This is a genomic window from Exiguobacterium sp. s123 (assembly GCF_018617075.1).
Taxonomy (GTDB): Bacteria; Bacillota; Bacilli; order Exiguobacteriales; family Exiguobacteriaceae; genus Exiguobacterium; species Exiguobacterium profundum.
Genome location: NZ_JACSJL010000002.1, coordinates 17,353 through 38,164, shown reverse-complemented (window position 1 = coordinate 38,164; position 20,812 = coordinate 17,353). Strand labels below are relative to the sequence as shown.

Annotated in this window: 24 protein-coding genes; 21 read left to right on the top strand and 3 right to left on the bottom strand. The window is 43.8% G+C overall.

Features of this window, described 5'->3' with window-relative positions:
* Positions 1–2 precede the first annotated feature (2 nt).
* The 11 genes from KNO72_RS04055 (at position 3) to KNO72_RS04005 (ending at position 11,147) form a co-directional block, all read left to right on the top strand.
* Positions 3–1,007 carry an aldose epimerase family protein gene (locus tag KNO72_RS04055; RefSeq protein WP_214684157.1) on the top strand — a complete coding sequence of 335 codons (1,005 nt, stop codon included), beginning with the start codon at positions 3–5 and terminating at the stop codon, positions 1,005–1,007.
* Complete coding sequence (locus KNO72_RS04050) at positions 1,004–2,173, top strand: sn-glycerol-1-phosphate dehydrogenase (protein ID WP_214684159.1); 1,170 nt, start codon at positions 1,004–1,006, stop codon at positions 2,171–2,173. Before KNO72_RS04055 ends, KNO72_RS04050 begins: the two co-directional genes overlap by 4 nt.
* On the top strand, positions 2,170–3,117 hold the full coding sequence (locus KNO72_RS04045; RefSeq protein WP_214757312.1) for a glycoside hydrolase family 43 protein: 948 nt from the start codon (positions 2,170–2,172) through the stop codon (positions 3,115–3,117). Before KNO72_RS04050 ends, KNO72_RS04045 begins: the two co-directional genes overlap by 4 nt.
* Positions 3,114–4,058 carry a glycoside hydrolase family 43 protein gene (locus tag KNO72_RS04040; RefSeq protein WP_214684162.1) on the top strand — a complete coding sequence of 315 codons (945 nt, stop codon included), beginning with the start codon at positions 3,114–3,116 and terminating at the stop codon, positions 4,056–4,058. Before KNO72_RS04045 ends, KNO72_RS04040 begins: the two co-directional genes overlap by 4 nt.
* A 988-nt stretch (positions 4,059–5,046) precedes the next feature.
* The gene (locus KNO72_RS04035) at positions 5,047–5,505 is read left to right on the top strand and encodes a CopY/TcrY family copper transport repressor (RefSeq protein WP_214730660.1); all 459 of its coding nucleotides are present in this window, start codon (positions 5,047–5,049) and stop codon (positions 5,503–5,505) included.
* Positions 5,506–5,543: 38 nt separating this feature from the next.
* The gene (locus KNO72_RS04030; RefSeq protein ID WP_353047965.1) at positions 5,544–5,765 is read left to right on the top strand and encodes a cation transporter; all 222 of its coding nucleotides are present in this window, start codon (positions 5,544–5,546) and stop codon (positions 5,763–5,765) included.
* An 18-nt stretch (positions 5,766–5,783) separates the two neighbouring features.
* Complete coding sequence (locus KNO72_RS04025; protein ID WP_214730669.1) at positions 5,784–8,243, top strand: heavy metal translocating P-type ATPase; 2,460 nt, start codon at positions 5,784–5,786, stop codon at positions 8,241–8,243.
* Positions 8,244–8,257: 14 nt separating this feature from the next.
* Complete coding sequence (locus tag KNO72_RS04020) at positions 8,258–8,533, top strand: glutaredoxin family protein (protein WP_029595503.1); 276 nt, start codon at positions 8,258–8,260, stop codon at positions 8,531–8,533.
* 142 nt (positions 8,534–8,675) lie between these two features.
* Entirely contained in the window at positions 8,676–8,918 is a 243-nt protein-coding gene (locus KNO72_RS04015) for a heavy-metal-associated domain-containing protein (RefSeq protein ID WP_214686850.1), read from the top strand.
* A gap of 50 nt (positions 8,919–8,968) precedes the next feature.
* Positions 8,969–9,646, top strand: coding sequence for a hypothetical protein (locus tag KNO72_RS04010; RefSeq protein WP_236355812.1), 678 nt, complete (start codon positions 8,969–8,971; stop codon positions 9,644–9,646).
* A gap of 79 nt (positions 9,647–9,725) precedes the next feature.
* On the top strand, positions 9,726–11,147 hold the full coding sequence (locus KNO72_RS04005) for an MATE family efflux transporter (protein ID WP_211779491.1): 1,422 nt from the start codon (positions 9,726–9,728) through the stop codon (positions 11,145–11,147).
* A 227-nt stretch (positions 11,148–11,374) separates the two neighbouring features.
* Here the strand turns inward: KNO72_RS04005 and KNO72_RS15605 are convergent, their stop codons facing one another.
* Positions 11,375–11,602: a PRD domain-containing protein gene (locus KNO72_RS15605; RefSeq protein ID WP_270810937.1), complete on the bottom strand. Its 228-nt coding sequence runs from the start codon at positions 11,600–11,602 to the stop codon at positions 11,375–11,377.
* Positions 11,603–11,662: 60 nt separating this feature from the next.
* Between KNO72_RS15605 and KNO72_RS03995 the strand changes: the two genes are divergently transcribed.
* Together KNO72_RS03995 and KNO72_RS03990 are read left to right on the top strand one after the other, a co-directional pair.
* Positions 11,663–11,890, top strand: coding sequence for an Lrp/AsnC ligand binding domain-containing protein (locus KNO72_RS03995; RefSeq protein WP_214686849.1), 228 nt, complete (start codon positions 11,663–11,665; stop codon positions 11,888–11,890).
* Positions 11,891–12,426: 536 nt separating this feature from the next.
* Entirely contained in the window at positions 12,427–13,344 is a 918-nt protein-coding gene (locus KNO72_RS03990) for an IS3 family transposase (protein ID WP_214687706.1), read from the top strand.
* A gap of 62 nt (positions 13,345–13,406) precedes the next feature.
* On the opposite strand, the gene KNO72_RS03985 is transcribed toward KNO72_RS03990, so the two are convergent.
* Entirely contained in the window at positions 13,407–14,126 is a 720-nt protein-coding gene (locus KNO72_RS03985) for a peptidoglycan DD-metalloendopeptidase family protein (RefSeq protein ID WP_214757310.1), read from the bottom strand.
* A 237-nt stretch (positions 14,127–14,363) separates the two neighbouring features.
* Between KNO72_RS03985 and KNO72_RS03980 the strand changes: the two genes are divergently transcribed.
* Genes KNO72_RS03980 through KNO72_RS03965 form a run of 4 tightly spaced genes read left to right on the top strand, consistent with a single transcriptional unit; the run spans position 14,364 to position 17,937 of the window.
* Entirely contained in the window at positions 14,364–15,056 is a 693-nt protein-coding gene (locus KNO72_RS03980) for a cytochrome c biogenesis CcdA family protein (RefSeq protein WP_214687704.1), read from the top strand.
* A 37-nt stretch (positions 15,057–15,093) separates the two neighbouring features.
* Complete coding sequence (locus KNO72_RS03975) at positions 15,094–15,900, top strand: hypothetical protein (RefSeq protein ID WP_214686848.1); 807 nt, start codon at positions 15,094–15,096, stop codon at positions 15,898–15,900.
* 52 nt (positions 15,901–15,952) lie between these two features.
* The gene (locus KNO72_RS03970) at positions 15,953–17,269 is read left to right on the top strand and encodes a sensor histidine kinase (RefSeq protein WP_214686847.1); all 1,317 of its coding nucleotides are present in this window, start codon (positions 15,953–15,955) and stop codon (positions 17,267–17,269) included.
* The gene (locus tag KNO72_RS03965; RefSeq protein WP_214686845.1) at positions 17,266–17,937 is read left to right on the top strand and encodes a response regulator transcription factor; all 672 of its coding nucleotides are present in this window, start codon (positions 17,266–17,268) and stop codon (positions 17,935–17,937) included. The genes KNO72_RS03970 and KNO72_RS03965 overlap by 4 nt, the downstream gene beginning before the upstream one ends.
* A 60-nt stretch (positions 17,938–17,997) precedes the next feature.
* Here the strand turns inward: KNO72_RS03965 and KNO72_RS03960 are convergent, their stop codons facing one another.
* Positions 17,998–18,570, bottom strand: a complete 573-nt coding sequence (locus tag KNO72_RS03960) for a YdhK family protein (protein WP_214686843.1) — start codon at positions 18,568–18,570, stop codon at positions 17,998–18,000.
* A gap of 188 nt (positions 18,571–18,758) precedes the next feature.
* Between KNO72_RS03960 and KNO72_RS03955 the strand changes: the two genes are divergently transcribed.
* From KNO72_RS03955 to KNO72_RS03940, 4 genes are all read left to right on the top strand, one after another.
* On the top strand, positions 18,759–19,094 hold the full coding sequence (locus KNO72_RS03955) for a hypothetical protein (protein ID WP_214686842.1): 336 nt from the start codon (positions 18,759–18,761) through the stop codon (positions 19,092–19,094).
* Positions 19,078–19,632 carry a multicopper oxidase domain-containing protein gene (locus KNO72_RS03950; protein WP_214686840.1) on the top strand — a complete coding sequence of 185 codons (555 nt, stop codon included), beginning with the start codon at positions 19,078–19,080 and terminating at the stop codon, positions 19,630–19,632. Before KNO72_RS03955 ends, KNO72_RS03950 begins: the two co-directional genes overlap by 17 nt.
* Positions 19,633–19,701: 69 nt before the next feature.
* Entirely contained in the window at positions 19,702–20,274 is a 573-nt protein-coding gene (locus KNO72_RS15600) for a multicopper oxidase family protein (protein ID WP_214686838.1), read from the top strand.
* A 91-nt stretch (positions 20,275–20,365) separates the two neighbouring features.
* On the top strand, positions 20,366–20,692 hold the full coding sequence (locus tag KNO72_RS03940; protein WP_214720047.1) for a four-helix bundle copper-binding protein: 327 nt from the start codon (positions 20,366–20,368) through the stop codon (positions 20,690–20,692).
* Positions 20,693–20,812 lie beyond the last annotated feature (120 nt).

Here is a 20,812-nt window from a genome sequence, read left to right as displayed (position 1 = left end):
TCATGAAGCGGCAACTAGAAACAGCGATTGACGAGTCGACAATTACGCTCGAGAACGATGTGTATCGATTGAACATATTGACTTACGGAGCGACGTTGCAAGAATTTTCGATTCAGGATGACGGCTGGAAAAATATCGTCTTGTCGTACGACACAGTCGAGGCGTACATGCAGGACACGTATTATTTGGGTGCGACGATCGGACGGGTCGCCGGACGGATCGACCAGAGTACGTTCGACCTGGATGGCGTGACGTATCACGTGCCTGCGAATGAAGGTGTCCATCACCTTCATGGCGGAAAAGGGTTGAACCGTCGCGTCTGGACGGTCGAACAGAGGACGTCCGACCGTGTGACGCTTCATTGCGTCAGTCCGGACGGAGAGAACGGATATCCCGGGACACTCGATGTCCGCGCCACGTTCGAACTGGCCGACCACGGCGTCACCATCACATACGAGGCGACCTCTGATCAAGATACGGTGTGTGATTTGACGAACCATACGTATTTCAACTTGAGCGGAGGTGAGCGGGACATCTTGAACCATGAGCTTACGTTGTCCGCCGACACGTTCGCTGAGCTGCGGGATGATTTGATTCCGACGGGTCGCTTGCTTGAAGTCGATCAGACAGCGTTTGATTTCCGGTCTGGTCGTGTCTTGGCGGACGGTCTCGAGTCAACCCATCCACAAAACGAATTGGTCAACGGCTATGACCATCCGTTCGTCTTCGCGGAGCGACGGGAAGCGAGACTATATGAGCGAGAGTCACAGCGAGAGTTGACGATCTCGACGACGGCCCCGGCCATCATCCTCTATTCTGGCAATCAGATGAACGAGACGACTTCATTGCGTGAAGGGACGTCGAGACGTCACTACGGCGTCTGTCTGGAACCGCAACACCTCCCTGATGCGTTTCACCACGAAACGTTCCCGTCGATTCGCTTGAAGGCGGGAGACACGTACCGTTGGCAAACGACGTACCGCGTCGAGACAGGAGTCAGCCGATGAACCTCGAACAGATTAACGAACACGTTCAAGCTTGTGATTGCGGGAACCCCCATCACGCGATCACGATTGAACGGATGGTCGCGTCCGAACACGTCTGGGTCGAATTGGCTGCGTTCGTCCACGAAAAAGAGTGGAACCGTCTCCTCGTCGTCGCCGACATGAATACCGAGCGCGTCGGGTTTCTCCCGCTACGAGAAGCCTTGATTGATATCGGAGTTGATGTGTCGCTCGTCTCGCTTCAAGCGGATGAGCAAGGCGACGTGTTGGCGGAGGAGCGCTCGGTCGTACAAGTATTGCTTCAACAAGATAAAACCGTCGACGCGCTCATTGCGCTAGGTGCCGGCACGATTCATGACGTCACCCGGTTCTGTGCGGCCAAAACGAAAGTACCGTTCATCTCGGTGCCGACCGCGCCGTCAGTGGACGGCTTCACGTCAAAAGGGGCGCCTCTCATTGTGAGAGGCAAGAAAATCACGTACCAGCTTGTTTCTCCGATTGCGGTGTTCGTCCCGAGTCAGGTGATTCGGAAGGCGCCGGACGCGTTGATCGCGGCCGGGGTCGGCGATATGCTCGGGAAATACACGTCTTTGTTGGACTGGCGGTTCGGAGCATTTGACGGCGGTGAACCGTTTTGTCCGGGCGCCGCATCACTGACGGAACAGGCGTTACAATCGTGTGTGGACGCCTTGCCTGCCATCTATAAACGAGACGCGGACGGATTGGATCAACTGATGGAGTCGTTACTATTGTCCGGAGTCGCCATGTTGATTTTCGGTCATTCGCATCCAGCTTCCGGGGGTGAGCATCACTTGTCCCACTATTGGGAGATGGACTTCATCGCCAACCATCGTCCGGCGGTCCTCCATGGAACGAAAGTCGCCATCGCCACGATGGAACTCATCGATTCCTATAAAACAATGATGCTTGAATGGTCCGACACGCCGGGCGCGCTACGGGCGTGGGCCGAGCAGATGCCGACGCGGCAAGAGTTCGAACACATCTTCCACGCGTTACAGGCACCGCTGCGGCCGGACGAGATCGGGGTCTCCTCGCTCCTGTTGGCGAGTAGCAAGAGAGAGGCGTACCGTTTGAGAGAACGACACACACTGTTAAAACATATGAGTTTGAACCGAACAGAATCTGAGATAGGGGAGCGTTCTTTATGAGAGAGACGATCACGAATCCGCTAGTGGAACAACGAGCGGACCCATGGATCATGCGCCATACAGATGGCTATTATTACTTCACGGCCTCGTTGCCGGACTTCACGGGCATCCCGCTCTGTCGGGCGAAGACGCTCGCGGCTTTGACCGAGGCGGAAGAACGAGTCGTCTGGACCAAACGTGAGACGGGCATCATGAGTGCGAACATCTGGGCCCCGGAATTACATCATATCCAAGGGAAATGGTACCTCTATTTCGCGGCCGCGCGAGAAGATCACGTCTTCGATCATCGGATGTATGTGCTCGAGAACAGCTCGGCGAATCCGCTCGAAGGGGAATGGGTCGAAAAAGGACAGGTCCGGACTTGGTGCGAATCGTTCGCGCTTGATGCGACGACGTTCGAGCACGAGGGGCGCCTTTATTATGTGTGGGCCCAAAAAGACCCGGCCATCGATGGTAACTCGAACCTCTACATCTCGGAGATGGAGAATCCGTGGACGCTCACAGGGCAACAGACGATGATTGCGACGCCGGAGTATGACTGGGAGAAGATTGGGTTCCTCGTGAACGAGGGCCCGGCCGTCTTGAAACGGAAAGGCCACATCTACATCACGTTCTCTGCGAGTGCGACGGACCATCACTACTGCATGGGCCTTCTGCGCGCTACGGTGACGAGCGATTTATTGGACGCGGCGAGTTGGACGAAGCATCCCGAACCGGTCTTTGGAACCGATGAAGCGGCGAGTCAGTATGGACCGGGCCACAACAGTTTTACGACATTAGAAGACGGGACAGACATACTCGTCTACCACGCCCGCAACTATAAAGAAATTGTCGGGGACCCGCTTTGGGACCCGAATCGACATACGCGTGTCCAACCGTTCATTTGGGATGAAGCCGGTCCTGTGTTCGGCCGACCGATACGTGACGAGGAGGTAGTAAGATGAACCAAGTAGAGGATCGACATTTGATTTTAGAACAGCGGGCCGACCCATGGGTCTACTTGCATACGGATGGCTATTACTACTTCACGGCGTCGGTGCCTGAGTATGACTTGATTGAGTTACGCCGCGCCAAGTCGCTTCAAGCGCTTCGGACGGCGGAGCCGGTGATCGCATGGGTCAAACACGAGACAGGCCCGATGAGCGACTTGATTTGGGCTCCTGAACTGCATTACATTCACGGCAAGTGGTACCTCTATTTTGCGGCCGCGAAGTCGCGGGGCATCGTCAACGGTCTGTTCGACCACCGCATGTTCGTATTGGAGAACGAATCGGCAAATCCGCTCGAAGGGGAATGGGCCGAAAAAGGCCAAATTCAGACCGAGTGGGATTCATTCGCACTCGATGCAACCGTGTTTGATCATAAAGGGACTCACTATTTGGTGTGGGCTCAAAAAGATCCGGCCATCGAGGGGAACTCTAATTTATACATCGCCGAACTCGAAAACCCATGGACGATCAAATTGCCGCAAGTCATGCTGACGAAGCCTGAGTATGACTGGGAGACACGTGGTTTCCTCGTCAATGAGGGGGCGGCTGTATTGAAGCGAAACGGCCACATCTTCATCACGTATTCGGCGAGTGCGACCGATGAGAATTACTGCATGGGTATGTTGTGCGCCTCGGAGGACGCTGATGTGTTAAACCCGGCATCGTGGTCGAAATCGTTCCGGCCGGTGTTCCAGACGAATGCCGACGTGAATCAATTCGGACCGGGTCACAATAGCTTTACCGTGAACGAGAAGGGAGAGGATGTCCTAATTTACCATGCTCGGACGTATACGGAAATCGAAGGGGATCCCCTCTACGATCCGAACCGTCATACACGCGCACAAGTGTTCACGTGGAATGAAGAAGGGCGCCCGGAATTCGGGAAGCCGCTCTAATCAGCAACAGATGCTCACACGTTATAGGCCCCTTCTTTGATGTTATTCGCTGAATCCACTCTAACCCTAAATCAATGCGTACATTGTGCATAGTCACCAAAAATTTATGGATAGTAGACTATCGTCGTATCGCTTTGTATTGATGGAGAGTGGTTAGTTGAAACCTATCTCAACATGAGGAAAGCACCTGGTCAAGAACCGGATGCTGTACGAAATCGAAGAAGTCGTGACAGAGGAGCAAGCAGAGATTGATGGGGTGTTCGCTATTTCCTTTGTGAGCGTAAAGAGAGATAGAACTTCAATGATCGATTAGTGGATTATATTTTGTTGCTTAGTAAATTCACTTCGAAAATAAGTTGATATTTCCTCTCAATTGCCCATGAGACCGGTAATTGTTTATCGCTTAACGAAATCAATTTCTCGAATAATTGGTTGATACTTAGCGTTGAACCATAGGAGACTGAATATGTTTTTTACTTCTTGTAACATACTGAATGATGTCACCTTGGTCTCATTAGATTATTTTTTGTATACAATACATTTAGTTTCTATATTCAGATTAATTGGATGAGAGCTTTTTTGGGAGTTCAAACATTGAATGGAACTTGTAGTGTAAGAAGGGATACATTTCGTCGTCGAAATGTATCCCTTCTTACACTTTTTCATTAACCAAGGTGCCTCCATACGAAAATAGCAATCGAATTATCAAGTTGATTGTAGGAACTCAGCAACAAAACCTTAAAGGCAGCACCTACTTTGTTTTATTACATCCTACTTTTTTGATTTTAAGAAATAGGAGAGTTCGATTGAGCCACAGCACCCGAGCCCTCTGTAGAGGCATTGAAGAGTTTTCTAGACAAGAATATAGCCAATGACGACTGAATATCGAACCCGAAAACATAATGGTTGACAGCAAACGTTTACGATTGTAAACTAAAAACAAATAAAACGTTTACGATTGTAAACTTAAAATTTGGAGGTTGGACAAATGGCTGAACATGTCGAAAAACAAATAACGGATTCAGAATGGGAAGTCATGCGTGTCGTTTGGGCCCAAAAGCACGTGACCAGTAAAGAAATCATCGAGGTATTGGAAAAGAAGATGAGCTGGAAGCCTGCGACGACGAAGACATTCATAGGGAGGCTCGTGAAAAAAGGGATGCTCTCAACCGAGGCCGAGGGGAATAAATTCATCTACTCTGCCAACATCGTTGAAGGCGACGTCATCAGAGAGACGTTACATGATCTACTCGATCATATCTGTGACAGGGATGTCGGGAACACCATCGGAACGATGATCACACAAGCGACACTAAGTGTACAGGATATCGAGAATCTCAAAAAAATCCTTGAGATGAAGGAAGGTGAAGCGGTGGAAAACATTCCATGTACTTGTACCCCAGGTCAATGCAGATGTCAGGACCATTCCTGTGGATCCAGACATTGAGTTTGAAATGACGTCATGAATGTGTTGAATAGGAGGAGATTCAAGATGAAAAAACGATTTTAACGATTAAAGGTATGTCGTGCGCTCATTGTGTCAACAAAGTCGAGTCAGCACTTGAAGGTCTGAATGGGATTGAAAGTGCGAAGGTCAACTTGAAGAAAGGCATCGCAAAAGTGAAGTACGACGAATCACGACTAGGTGTGAATGAATTTAAAGAAGTTGTGGGCGAGGTCGGATACGAAGTCGAATCGGCCCAATAAAAATGGAGGTAAGACGATATGGAGAGTAAGACATTTGCAGTGGAAGGGATGACCTGTGCGTCCTGCGTTCAGACAGTTGAAAAAGCAACCCAAAAATTGCCTGGCGTAGTGACCTCCAACGTCAACCTGGCGACAGGGAAATTGAGCATTCATTACGATGAGACGAAAATCTCGCCGCTAGATATTCAGACGACCGTCGAGAAGGCTGGCTACAAGGCCTCAACTGAGACCGAGCAAAGATCATTTGTCATCACAGGGATGACTTGTGCCTCATGTGTGCAGACGATTGAGAAGGCCACGAGGAAAATGGTGGGTGTGACTGAGTCGAATGTGAACTTGGCGACAGAAAAATTAGTCATTCGATATGATCCTCAGCTGGTGACTGTATCAGATGTCATCCGAGTGGTGGCAAACGCCGGATATGAGGCAAGAGAAGACCAAGAATCAGCGGATAGTCAAGATACCGAGAAAGAAAAGAAACTGAAAAAAATTCAATCGATGTGGAACCGATTTGTAGGGTCGGCGATTTTCACGATTCCATTACTCTATGTGGCGATGGGGCATGTGATCGGCCTACCCCTACCGATGGCATTGCATCCAACGATGAACCCAGAATTGTTCGCTGTCTTGCAGCTCATGATGACCATCCCAGTGATGTTATTCGGATGGAAATTCTTCTCCGTCGGATTTAAGACATTGTTCCGAGGGCATCCGAATATGGATTCACTTGTCGCACTAGGGACGAGCGCAGCCTTCTTCTATAGCGTCGGTGCTACCATGGCTATCCTCTCAGGTTATGAGGGATACGTGAATAGCCTCTACTATGAGACAGCCGCAGTCATTCTCACGCTGATCACATTAGGTAAATATCTTGAAGTCCGGACGATGGGTAAAACATCCGAAGCGATTGAAAAATTGATGGGACTGGCACCTAAGACGGCAAAGGTCGTCCGCAACGGACAAGAGTTAGAAGTATCAATCGACGAAGTCATCGTCGGCGACACGATTATCGTAAAGCCTGGTGAGAAGATTCCGGTGGATGGCGTGGTTCTATCAGGTAATACGTCTGTAGACGAATCCATGCTGACCGGTGAAAGTATCCCTGTTGAAAAAAATGTGGGTGCTCAAGTCATCGGTGCCAGCATCAACAAGAACGGGATCATCCAATACCGAGCCACGAAAGTCGGTAAGGATACGGCGCTATCTCAAATCATCAAATTGGTCGAGGATGCACAGGGCTCTCGAGCTCCTATCGCAAAACTGGCCGATATCATCTCCGGATACTTTGTACCGATTGTCATCGTCGTCGCGATCCTTTCAGGAATTGCATGGTATTTAGGCGGTCAGACCGGCCTCTTCGCCTTGACGATCACGATTTCAGTACTGGTCATCGCCTGCCCTTGTGCACTAGGTTTGGCCACACCAACAGCAATCATGGTGGGTACGGGCAAAGGTGCTGAGAATGGTGTGTTGATCAAGAGTGGCGGCGCCTTGGAGACGACCCATAAAGTCCAGACGATCGTGTTCGACAAGACAGGGACGATCACTGAAGGAAAACCGAAAGTGACAGATATCGTGACAGTGAATGGACATCAAGAAGATGAGTTGTTACGCTTGACCGCTTCCGCTGAAAAAGGGTCTGAACATCCATTGGGCGAAGCAATCGTAAGAGCGGCAGAGGACAGAATGATGCGTGTCATGGATATCGATCGTTTTGAAGCCATCCCAGGGCACGGGATCGAAGTACTGATCGACGGAAAAGTCTTGCTTGCCGGAAACAGAAAATTGATGAAAGACCGCGGCATCTCACTGGATGTCCTTGAAGGCGCTTCAGACAAACTCGCACACCAAGGCAAGACGCCGATGTATATCGCGATTGACCAACAAATCGCAGGGATCATCGCTGTCGCAGACACCGTCAAAGAAAACAGTCGTAAAGCCATTCAGAAACTTCAACGAATGGGTATCGAAGTAGCCATGATCACCGGAGACAACAAAGGTACGGCCATGGCGATTGCGAGACAGGTCGGGATCGATCGGGTACTGAGTGAAGTGTTACCTGAAGACAAAGCGAACGAAGTGAAGAAGTTACAGGCCGAAGGGAAGAAGGTCGCAATGGTCGGTGATGGAATCAATGACGCACCAGCCTTGGCCCAAGCAGACATCGGAATCGCGATCGGTTCGGGTACTGACGTTGCGATCGAATCTGCAGACATCGTCTTGATGCGAAGCGATTTGATGGATGTACCTACAGCTGTCGAATTGAGCAAGTCAACCATCCGCAATATTAAACAGAACCTGTTTTGGGCATTTGCCTATAATGTCATGGGTATCCCGTTTGCGATGGGGATTGTTTATCTTCTTGGTGGGCCCTTATTGAACCCGATACTTGCTGGAGCGGCCATGAGTTTAAGCTCAGTCTCGGTCCTGGTGAACGCACTCCGTTTGAAACGATTTAAGCCTTCGATGATCAAATAAAAGGAGGAATTGGGATGGATAGAGATCTACAGCTCGAACTTTACACGCGTCCGACGTGTTCAGATTGTCAGGATGCCAAAAAATACTTAAAAACAATCTCAGTCTCTTATGTGAACAAAGATGTGGGTGTGAACCTTGACCTTGAACAAGAAATGGTAGCGATATCAGGAAATCGAATCGTACCACTGTTTGTCTTCTACAAAAAAGGGATGCTCAGAAAGAGAAAAGTAGTGAAGTACTTTGTTGGCTTCGAGAACAACAAAGAGGAGATTCTAACATTGCTACGATAAGCAACGATAGCTCACTCTCAGAACCTGTTGAAAGCGTGTCGCGCAATGAGGGACACGAACATAAGGTGGCGAGGGTGTAAAAAAATCGATACTTTTACACCCTACCCATGTATGGTAATTAAATAATCAGGAGGAACATATAATGAAAAAATCAACATTTCAGGTAGCGAATATGTCTTGTGGATCTTGTATCAATAAGATTGAAGGACACGTTGGAAAGTTAGCGGGTATTGAATCAGTGAAGGTCAATCTTTCGGCGGGAGAGGTGGACGTGACGTTCGATGAAAGCCAACTCACACTTTCTGAGATTGAAACCGCAATTCAAGAGAATGGCTACGAGGTAACGGAGGCGACCGTTAAAATCGGCTGTTCTTGCTGCAAGTAATGGAGGTCGAGTGACGGTGCGATCAAGGACTACACAAAGGAGTGTTAAACGTGAAAGACCATGGACATCATCATATGAAGAACTTGACGGGAAATGAAGTGTCTGTAGAGGCTAAATATGAATTCGGGAAAATCAGTATCGAGTTAAAGGATCAACATCAGCAAGCCCCGGAACTCGAAGTCAGCCATGAAAAGGAATTCCATTTGATTCTCGTGAACGAAGACCTAACTGAGTACCGACACCTCCATCCGTTTAAAAAGGGTGAGGGTCGATTCGAGCACCCCGTCCAACTTGAGGCAGGGGCGTATAAACTCTTCGTGGATATTCAGCCTAAGGGACTGGCATATCAAGTGAAGCCGGTTCACTTACAGATTGATCATCAGTCCTCTTCCTCTATCGAATCGTCACTTAAAGTGGATGAGCGTCTGACGAAGACGATCGAAGGTCATACCGTCGAGCTGTCGATTGACTCTTTAAAAGCGCATGTCCCGACTGTCTTCAGCTATGACACCAAAGAAAGTAACCCGGAGCCATACCTTGGAGCACTTGGTCATGTCGTCATCTTGGATGAAGCCGGAGAACAGTTTATCCATGTGCATCCTTCTTCTCATGATACGACGGAATTTGAGACGGTCTTCCATAAACCTGGCCTATACAAGGTCTGGGCCGAATTCCAGTTCCATGGGACTGTGCACACCTATCCTTTCGTCATTCGTGTCTCAGATTGACCATGAGCGACCCATGGTTCCTCGTTGGGTCGCTTTCCTGTAATCGTTGTAAGCATAATTTTCGAAGGAGAGGACTCAGATGATAGAAAGTGAGCGGCTGGACACTCATGGTGATCGAAAAACCAAGATGAAATTCATCCTTCTACTCGCGTTACCAGCGATTGCCGAGAATTTTTTCCAAACGTTGCTCGGATTTGTCGATACGCTGTTCGTCTCAAGAATCGGCCTAGCAGAAGTGTCAGCGGTAGGAGTGACGAATGCCATCCTCGCCATCTACTTTGCTGTCTTTATGGCAATCGGTGTGGCAGTAAACGTTTATGTCGCCAATAACTTAGGCTCAGAACGAATCGAGCGCGCGAGACATATCGCGCAGCAGGCCATCGTCCTATCTGTCGTGGTCGGGGTGACCTTTGGGGTCGTGACGCTATTTTTCGCTGAGCCTCTCCTGAGGTTGATGGGGGTGGAGAATGACGTTTTAGAAGCTGGTAGCACCTACTTCAAAATTGTCGGGATCCCATCGATCGTGATGGCATTGATGTTTGTGCTCAGTAGTATCTTACGAGGTGCGGGAGATACAAAATCACCGATGAAGGTAAGCATCGTCATCAATGTCGTCAATATTGTGCTCGACTATATGTTGATTTTCGGTTTTTGGATCATCCCCGAACTTGGTCTCGTCGGAGCGGCACTCGCGACCGTCATCGCCCGGCTCGTCGGGACGCTCTTATTGATGAACTATATTCGTAAGACGGAAGTGATCGCCTTCAGGAAAGATTTCTGGAGACCGGATCTCGAACACCAGTTGGAGCTCGTGAACCTTGGAAGCCCGGCGGCTATCGAGCGATTGGTCATGAGAGCCGGACAGATCGTGTATTTCGGATTCATCGTGGTACTCGGGACGAACACCTTCGCCGCGCATCAAATTGCAGGGAATCTAGAGGTGTTCTCTTATATGTTGGCATATGGTTTCGCGACAGCAGCAACCATTCTCGTCGGTCGCAACATCGGAGCGGGAGACCACGAGACCGCCAAAGAATATGCCAGATTGAGCACGTTCATGGCGATGGGCTTCATGTCCTTATTCGGGGTCGTCTTATTCTTCTTCGGAGGATGGGCAGGTTCACTTTTCACCGACGATCCCCAAGTCATCAAAGACATCGATGTCGCGTTAAAAATAGCAGCGGTCTTCCAGCCTTTCCTAGCAGTTGTCCTTGTATTGACCGGTGGATTCCAAGGAGCAAACAATACGAAGTTTCCAATGTATCTGACCACGATCGGTATGTGGGTGATCCGGACTGGGGCAGTATATGTATTGGCGATTCAGATGCAGATGGGCATTGCAGGAGTGTGGATCGCCATCGGTCTAGACATCGTCTTTAAGGCGATCGTCCTTTGGATTCAATTCAGCCGAGGGCGTTGGATTGTAGTGGAATCCGAACCGCAGAAGCCCTGTCATCCCAAAACTAAGCATGAAGACGTGCGATGTATAAATAATTATTAACACTTGACTGAAATTGTAGGAAAGAGCAAAGTTGTTCTTTCCTTTTATCTTTTCTGAAAAAGTTATTAAAGGAGCCCGTCACGCCGATTTAAAGAAATCGAATCAGTGGTGAAAAACACACATATGTCATGCGGCCTATAGCTGCTCGATTATAAAAAATGGATATTTTTTTGTTCAGTATAGAAAAAACCTGGTCTTCGTCAAAAAGAACCAGGTAATTAAGAAAGTTATTGTTTATTCAAATCCATATTAGTTGTCAGTCGATGAATATGAACGGCTAGATAAGCTAGTTCCTCATTAGGAATTGTCACACCGTGCAACTGTTTAAGGTAGTCCCGTACTTTGAATGAACCATTCATGGCCTTTGGGTAGATGTTCGCAATCTGTTCAAATAGTTGATCGGATTCTTCATTCAATATTTTTCCAGCATAAAAGCGTTCAGCGAAATATTTCACATGTGTGATGAATCATGAATAACGAATATCTTCTTCATCGGTTTCAATGTTGTAAGCATTATGAAAACGTCCAATCATGAGAAGTTTATTCAATTTCTAAACGAGCGCCAAGAAGTAGTGGAAGCCCATCGTGTATCAGGAGAAGGATGTTACCACCTAAAAATAAAAGTGACATCTCAGGAAGAACTGAATCTCTTTCTAAATTCGATTCTTGAATACGGGAATTATACGCTTTACTTGTCTATCAACGAAATCAAGCGGCGTCTCTCGCCAATAAAAGACGTATAAAATATATCGCTAGCTGTACAAAAGTTGATAGAGACAGTTAAACACCTTAGAAAAATCATTTAATTCTATGAAAAAGCTCAAATTCTTGTGAACTGCCCCATAAAAATTGGACATAAAAAAATCTAACTTTGGGCTAACCTAAATTTTTGAGACAATATAAAAACACCTTCGCAGTGGTCCACTTTAAAAAAGTGCTGGCATCGGAGGTGTTTTTGCGTGGGCAAAAACGTATATTCAAGTGAAGTGAAGTGAAGTGAAGTGAAGTGAAGTGAAGTGAAGTGAAGTGAAGTGAAGTGAAGTGAAGTGAAGTGAAGTGAAGTGAAATGGGCAGTGGTGAGAGACAAACTAAGTTGTGAGTTGACGACTAGAGAGATTATGGAGAAACACGGAATCAAAAATGAATCCCAGATTCACACATGGATGAGATGGTATCGGTCCAATGAAATCTATCGATTCGGCCAACCGATCGGGAAGCAGTACACCTACGGACTCGGTCCTGATTCCGCCAGCGAGGATGACAAGAAAGAGCGTCAACTATCCCACCTGAAGACGGAGAACGAAATCTTAAAAAAATTCATGGAGATCGAAAGAGAGTTGAGAAAGAAGTAGTCCTAAAGGTTGTAGAGCTCCTGAGGAGCAAATATACAGTCACGACAATCCTACGTGTGATAGACGTTCCGCGGGCAACCTATTACCGTTGGGCCAGAGAACCGGTGAAGCACCCTTCGGTGCTAGAGCAAACAATCGTCGCAGTATGTAAGCTTACAAAGTATCGATATGGACATCGAAAGATAAAGGCCCTGTTAGAACAAACCTATGAATTGGCATCAAACCGGAACACCGTACAGAGAATCATGAAGAAGCACCATCTCCAGTGTCGGATCAAACCCAAACGAAAATGGAAGTCTCAGGGTGAGAGTATCGTCATTGCCCCTGACCTTCTCAAGCGAGACTTCACTGCCAGTAGACCGAATAAGAAGTGGATGACGGACATCACCTACATCCAATACGGGGGCACGACGAAGTACCTCTCCACGATCATCGACCTATTCAACAATGAGATTGTTGCCTATAAGCTATACGATCATCAACAGACGCCCCTCGTCATCGATACGTTAAGGATGGCGTTGGAGAGTCGGAACAATCCCGAAGGGGTTATCATCCATTCAGATCAAGGAAGTGTCTATACATCATATGCCTTTCAAGATTTCGTAAAGAGGAAGTATCTGACGAGCAGCATGTCTCGAAGAGGCAACTGTTGGGATAATGCGGTGATCGAATCGTTTCATTCGAACTTGAAGTCTGAGGTGTTCCAGTACGTCAAGTTCAACTCGTTAAGCGACTATGAAGTGCGTGAGCGGGTGAATAATTACTTAACTTACTACAACGAAGAACGTATCCAAGAAAAATTAGGCTACCTCACACCGATAAAATATGGCGTGGCGGTAGCCTAATCAAGGTATTTTTATTAGTGTCTCATATAGCTAGGTCAGTCTAATCTTTTCTTTTTTTTAGGTTACAAATAGTTCATTGGGTTGACACTATTCGCTGCAGAATAACTGCTGTATTTATAACTGTTTTTATGAATCTCAAAGTGCAAATGATTTCCGAACGAGTTTCCTGTATTCCCAACTGTTCCAATCTTCATACCTTTAGAGACTGTCTGACCACTTTTTACCGAAAGGCTGTTCATATGAGCATAAACGGTTACGTATTTTTGATTCTGTAGACTATGTGAAATCATAACGTGTTTACCGGATGCACCGCTGTTTTTAGATGTAATGACTTTTCCACTGGCAGAAGCGTAGACGGGTGTGCCTTTTGCTGCAGCTAGATCAACGCCATTATGGAATGTATAACCGTAAGCACCATTAGAGTTTCCGTATCCTTGGGTCAGCCGACCTTCTGTAGGAGAAGCAAAAAGAGAGTTATTATATGATGTTTTTTTGGCAACGTGGCTCTTATATTTTTTTAGGTAAGAACTATAGATATACCGTGTGTTTCCTTTGTAAAGTACTTTTGTCCAAGCTCCTTTTTTTCCTAAATAAGAAAAGGTCTGCCCAGTGTTAGTGATGCCGACAATTTTGTGATTAAGAGAAGGACCAATCCGAACACGAAGATCGTCTGTCTTCACTTTTACGTTATATGCACTACTTGCTTCGACTTTTGGACTATGCATCGAAAAAGTTGTTGTGAGTAAGACACTAGAAGCGATAAGTATTACCTTGTTTTTCATTAGTTGTACTCCTTTAAAGATAAAGATACAGTGACGAACGATTTGTTAAAAGGAGTATAGCATCACTATATTACAAAAAAGTATATCAAATTCATTTCAAAAATTGACAAGAGATTTAATCAAAAAATGCATAGTTTTTTCACAAACGGATTTTATGATAAAAATTAAACACATTTCTTTTTTATAAATATTCCAAAAAATAGATTTATTTTTTGTGTGTAGGAAAAATTTGATGGAATTATCTTTTTTGTTAGCTTTTGGGCAGGGTTTTTATCTTTCATTTCGCCATGTTGTCTGGCTTTATATCCCGTTTTTTTATCTTACATTACAGAGGTTTCAGTTAGAGAGTTAAAAGAAAATGAAAAGTGGAACTGGAATGGAGTTCCCCATACATTAGTTTTCCTACTTGGATTTTCGAGCGTATTTTTAGTGATGGGTTTTTCAACGTCATACTTGGCTGATTTTTTTATAGTGTATAAAGATGTTTTACAGATGAGCGGTGCACTTATTTTATTCATATTTGGTGTTATTCTAACTGGTCTATGGACTCCAACATTTTTACTTAAAGAGCGAAGATTGAACTTAGGAACAAGAAAGCGTGGCTATATCGGAACGCTTTTGGTCGGAGTCGGATCAGCTGCTGGATGGACTCCTTGTACAGGACCAATTCTCGCTGGAGTTATTGCTTTGATTGCCACAAATCCTGGTAATGGATTTTTATATATGCTCTTTTATGTTCTAGGTTTCTCCATTCCATTTTTCTTAATGTCGTTTTGGGTCGGGAAATCAAGATATTTAATGAAGTATTCTTCAAAGGTTACAAAAATAGGTGGAGGGTTTATGATTTTATTAGGTATCATATTGTATTTCGATGGTCTAACGAAACTAACTACAATATTGATTGATTTTACAGGGTTTAGAGGGTTCTGACGCTCTATTTTCTATTTCAAGAGGAGATGCATCGTAAATGTTTCGTAAAAATGTCCTGATGATGGGAGTAGAGGAAAACTGGAAAGTGATGGAGAACATAAAACAACTTAAACCCTCAGGTATAGATATTCATATTTCTTCAAAAGAAGGATGGGTTCGAAAGCTACTTCCTGATTTTAAATATTTTGATTCATTTTCAAAAAAAGAATCAGAAGAAGGGTATATTAGTAATCTCATTGAATATTGTACTTCTCAAAAAATAGGCTGGATTATTCCTTTAAGCGAACAAGAAGCAACTACGCTATCGAAACACAAGTTAAAAATGAGAGAAAATAACGTAATGTTTATAACATCCTTTGATTTGGATAAAACAATACTTCATGATTCATTTTCGGTTCAAGGTAATACCTTTACTTACTCTTTTGACCAAATAAAGAATGCGCCTGAAGGTGTAAAGCTGGGGAAAATTGATGCATATATCGATTATCGATCTGATGAAGTGATTTGCTGTTTTATGAGAGAAGAGTATGAACGGTACCAAGATACTGTTCTTTCATACGAGGTGTTTGCCAACTCGATTTTAGAGGAGTGCGTAGCAATAATTGCTCAAAGGCTTAATATAAAGGGTTCTTTTTCTTTCGATTATCAACGTGATTCGGAGGGGATGTATACGATTACAAAAATAGAATGTTTCATGACGCATTCTACTCGTGAGGCTATTTTTAAAGATTATGATTTCGCTAATTATTTGTGGAGCAATATTCAAGGAATTGTCCTTTTAAAAGAATCAAATGATAAAAGCTCTTTTGTGTATCGCCTAAATGAAGAATACTTTCTTTTCTAAATCTCAGCAGTTTGTTTTTATATGTAATCATCTTAAATGAGAAAGGTACTTTATGAATAAACTTTCATTTAAAATAACGTTATTTTATTTTTTCGGGATTCTCATGATTTTCATTCTCTCATCTGCTATTGTATACAACATTCTTGAGCATCAACAAGTAGAAAGTGAACTGGAGAGCCTTCAAGAGAGAGGCAATAGTCATCGAGATGTTCTTTCCACTAACTTCGACAAGCAAACAGTTGAACACGTTGTTTTAATGGAGGAAAAGGCGATGACTGATGTGATTATCTTAGACAAAAATAATCAAGTCGTCGATTCATCTAACGACGCTGAACAATTTTTGAACCTGGATTGGATTCAAAAAAAGGATGGAATCGTAGAAGGTAATTGGAGAGAAGGCAAATTTTTAGTGACGGTGAGTAATATTGAAGATGGCGGTCAAATAATCATGTTAGAGCCGACGAAGTATATACAGCATTTGATGGGGGAATTGAAACAACAAGTAGTGTTCTCTCTATTCTTGTTAGTACTTTTTCTATTAGTAAATGTTTATTTTTTGAGTTATATCATTATAAAGCCACTTTTATCAATGAAAGAGGCGACGGTAAAGTTAAGTCAAGGCGAGGTGCTGAAAATCAGAGAAGCTGAGAGAAGCGACGAAGTAGGAGATTTAGCACGAGCGATCACTAAGTTATCTGTTGATTTACGTCACATTCAAAATACAAGAAAGCAATTTCTGACTTCAATCACACATGAATTGCGTACGCCGATTACCTACATCAAGGGATATGCAGGACTCCTCAAAAAAGACGAATCGAGATTTGGAGATATTATCTATGAGGAATCCGAAAGACTTCAAGAACTGATTGAGGATTTGTTTGAACTTGCTAGATTGGAAGAGCCACATTTTCAAATAGATCCTCAGATTACAGAGATGAATGATTTCTTAAAACAGATCAGTGAAAGAATAATTGTTAAATTTGAGGAGAAACAAGTGAAATTAATTCTTCAAATTAATAAAACTCCCATCTACAAAGAGATAGACCAAGCTAGATTCGATCAGGTTCTCTTAAATTTACTGGATAACGCGCTAAAATATACACATGCGAACAAACGCGTATTTTTAAAACTTGATGAAAACTTTATTGAAGTTACGGATGAAGGTGGTGGTGTGGATGAACAATCACTCCCGTATCTTTTTGATCGTTTTTATCGAGTAGATTCTTCACGAAATCGTGAAACAGGAGGTACTGGGCTCGGTCTGGCTATCACGAAAGAAATAGTTGAAGCGCACAAAGGGACCATCGTAGCTATTAATGTAGAAAACGGGCTGAAGGTTGTCATTGACTTGAGGGGGATTCCAGGATGAGAACCATTGCTTTGGTAGATGATGAGAATCGAATGTTAGAACTGATCGAACTGTATCTGCAAGACAGTTATACCTGTATTAAGCTGAACAGCGGAAAAGAGATATTGAACTTGATTGATGTAGATGAGCCTGACTTAATCATATTAGATGTGATGATGCCTTTAATGGATGGTTTTGAGACTTGTCAAAGGATAAGAGAAGTTTCGAATGTACCAATCATTTTATTGACAGCACTCGACGGAAAAGAAGAAATCGTAAAAGGATTGCAACTGGGAGCAGATGATTACATTGTGAAACCGTTCGACGAGGCGGAATTGAAGGCAAGAATTCAATCGATTTTCAGACGAACTACAGTTTCTTCAGGATCAAAAATCGAATCGTCGGGTCTAATCTTAAATGAAGACGCCCATGAGCTGTATTACGATAATCATTTAGTCAAAGTCACACCAAAAGAATTTTCATTACTTGCTAAATTATTAAAAAATCCAGAACGTGTCTATTCAAGAGAGGAACTGCTCTCAAGTTTATGGTTAGCAAATGAGTGGACAGATGAACGAACGGTCGATTCTCATGTAAGAAACTTAAGAGAAAAGCTTAGGAAACTCGAGTTTCCTATTGAAGAACACTTTCGCACAGTATGGGGAATTGGTTACAAGTGGGTTCCTTAAATAAGGAGAAAGAAGACAAGAGAGGAACGGTTAAAAAACCGTTCCTCTCTTGTATATCGTTTATTCTGCAGATAGTTCGTCTTCAGTCACCCATTTATGATTTTTCACTTCTTCACCTGTAGTCGATTCAAAATCAATCATATACACTGTTGTTTGCTTAGCTGAATCGATAGTGGCCGTAGCGTCCTTCATTCCTCCCATATGATCCGCGTCTACTTTTACTTCATCGCCTACTTCATAAGGAGATGACTTGGCATCTACAATCTCTTCTTGAATAATCCATTTATGATCCGTGACGCGTTTCCCGCCATTTGTAGGGTCATAAGAAATGCTATAAGCAGTAGTATCATAAGCACCTACAATTTTAGCCTCAGCCCCTTTCATGCCTTCCATATGTGCTTCTTTGATCATCGCCATGTCGCCAACTTTAAATTTAGGGTTTTTAGCCTCTTGGAGCCCTTTCGGAACCTCTTTCGATCCAGACATGTCCATCGTCGAATGATCCATACCATCCATATTTTTATCCATGCTTCCTGTTGATTTAGAATCATCACTATTGCTTCCGCACGCAGCGAGTGCTAAAGAAAGCGAAGCAGCCATAGTTGTCATAATAATCTTTTTCTTTAATTTCATAAAAATTACCTCCAATTGCTTTTTTATGCTTTCCATAGACTCTATCACATAAATTTGCAGAAACATTGCAGAGAGCAGAAAAGTAACACATTGAAAAAAAACTATAAAATTCATGGGTAGAAAGACATAGTTCTTTCACAATCATTCTTTAAGTTAAAGATAATAATTGATTGGAAGGAATGATCCATATGAAGATAACATGGTTAATCGCAACTATCGGTATCTTCACTCTCATGATTATAGTGGGCGGTTCGTATTTACTTCTTACCCGAGGTACTATGTCAAACAACAAACAGCACATGGGATCTATGATGAATGGAGGAAACACTACTACAAATCAGAATATGATGGAAGGTATGGGACATGGTGCGAGTGTCGATTTAAAATCAACTGAAGAAAAAGAGCGACGATTAAACATCCCTAAGATACTAAAAGCCGATCGTGAAACCAAGAATTCCATTCAATACACGATTGTCGCTAAACAAGGGGAAACAAAGTTCTTTCGAGATGCTAAAAAAAACTAAAACTCTAGGATATAACGGAAATTATTTAGGTCCTGTAGTGGAGTTAAAAAAAGGGAAAACAATAACAATCCGTACGGTGAATCGCTTATCAGAAGCCACTACATCCCATTGGCACGGTCTTGTTGTACCATCATCCGTAGATGGTGGACCACATCAGGTCGTGAAAGCTGGTGAGACGAAGGTAGTAAAGTTTAAAGTGAAGCAAAATGAATCGACATTGTGGTTTCATCCACATCCAATGGGTAAGACTGCTGAACAAGTATACAAGGGGTTGGCAGGATTGTTATACGTAAAAGATGAAAAAACTAAAGAGACGATGCTACCTCATAAATATGGTGAAAATGATATTCCATTAATTCTTCAAGATCGAAAAGTTAAAAATAGGAATGTCCTTGAATATGCTGATGTAGAAAAAATAGATGGGGCTTTAGGCGATACCCTCCTCGTAAACGGAACGATTAATCCGTATTTTAACGTGAAATGTTCGCAACTTAGGGTCAGGTTGATAAATGGTCCAATGCACGGAACTATGCAGTGAAGTTATCTGACGGCTCATCCTTTAAAAAAAATTGCTGATGATGGTGGTTACATCTCAAAAGCGAAAAACGTGAAAAAAATTGAATTAAGTCCAGGCGAACGTATAGAGGTATTGGTAGATTTTTCAAAAAGAAAAATTGGTGAGACTGTTTCATTTGAAACGAATGGAGTAAGGGTCGTTAACTTCAAACTGAAGGATAAACAAGGGGCGAACCTAAGTGCATTGGCGCTGAAAAATGGATATGAAAAGCCGCTAAAGACCTTGTCTACAGTGAATCAAAAATTAACTCTTTTCGGAATGGGCAAAAATGTTGAAATCAATGGGAAAAAGTTTGATAAGACGAGAATTGATATTAAGGCGAAACAAGGAGAATCGGAAATTTGGGAGGTCTATAATAAAAAAGACATGATGGGTGGAATGACTCATCCCTTTCACATTCATGGAGTCCAATTCAAAGTATTAGAGCGAAACGGACAGAAACTGGATAATCAAGAAACAGGTCTAAAAGACACTATCGCTATAAAACCAGACGAACGAGTTAAGATTCAGATGACTTTCAAGGAAAAAGGGGTATTTATGTACCATTGCCATATCCTTGAACATGAAGAGAACGGAATGATGGGTCAGTTGAAAGTGGACTAAAAAATAGGTGAATGTTTTCATCTTTTCTTCACAAACTAAGGGAATAGGCTTTGTGTAAGTCAAAAAAGACGGAAAATGGAGGTATTTTAGAATGAATACTGGACAACAAGAAATCTTAGGTGCCCTACACAACTGTATAGTGACTTGTAATGAATGCTTTGATGCGTGTTTGAGTGAACATCATGTTTCTTCGATGGCAGAGTGTATACGTCTAGACAGAGATTGTTCTGAAATTTGTAGTCTTTTAGTACAAGCTATTTCTCGAAACAGCAGCAATATTGATGTTCTTGCAAGAAGCTGTGTTGAAATTTGTGAAAGATGTGCCGACGAATGTTCGAAACATGATCATGATCATTGTAAAAAGTGCGCTGAGGCCTGTAATGAATGTGCAAAAATCTGTCGTAAATTAATTGCTTAAAGCGAAGTGTTAAAAATGAAGGAGCATCTATGTCGCCATGCCGAAAAAGGTATGAGCTAAAAAGCTGATGCTCCTTTATCTATAAAAACTACGGTACTTAGTTATGAAAAATTTCATAAC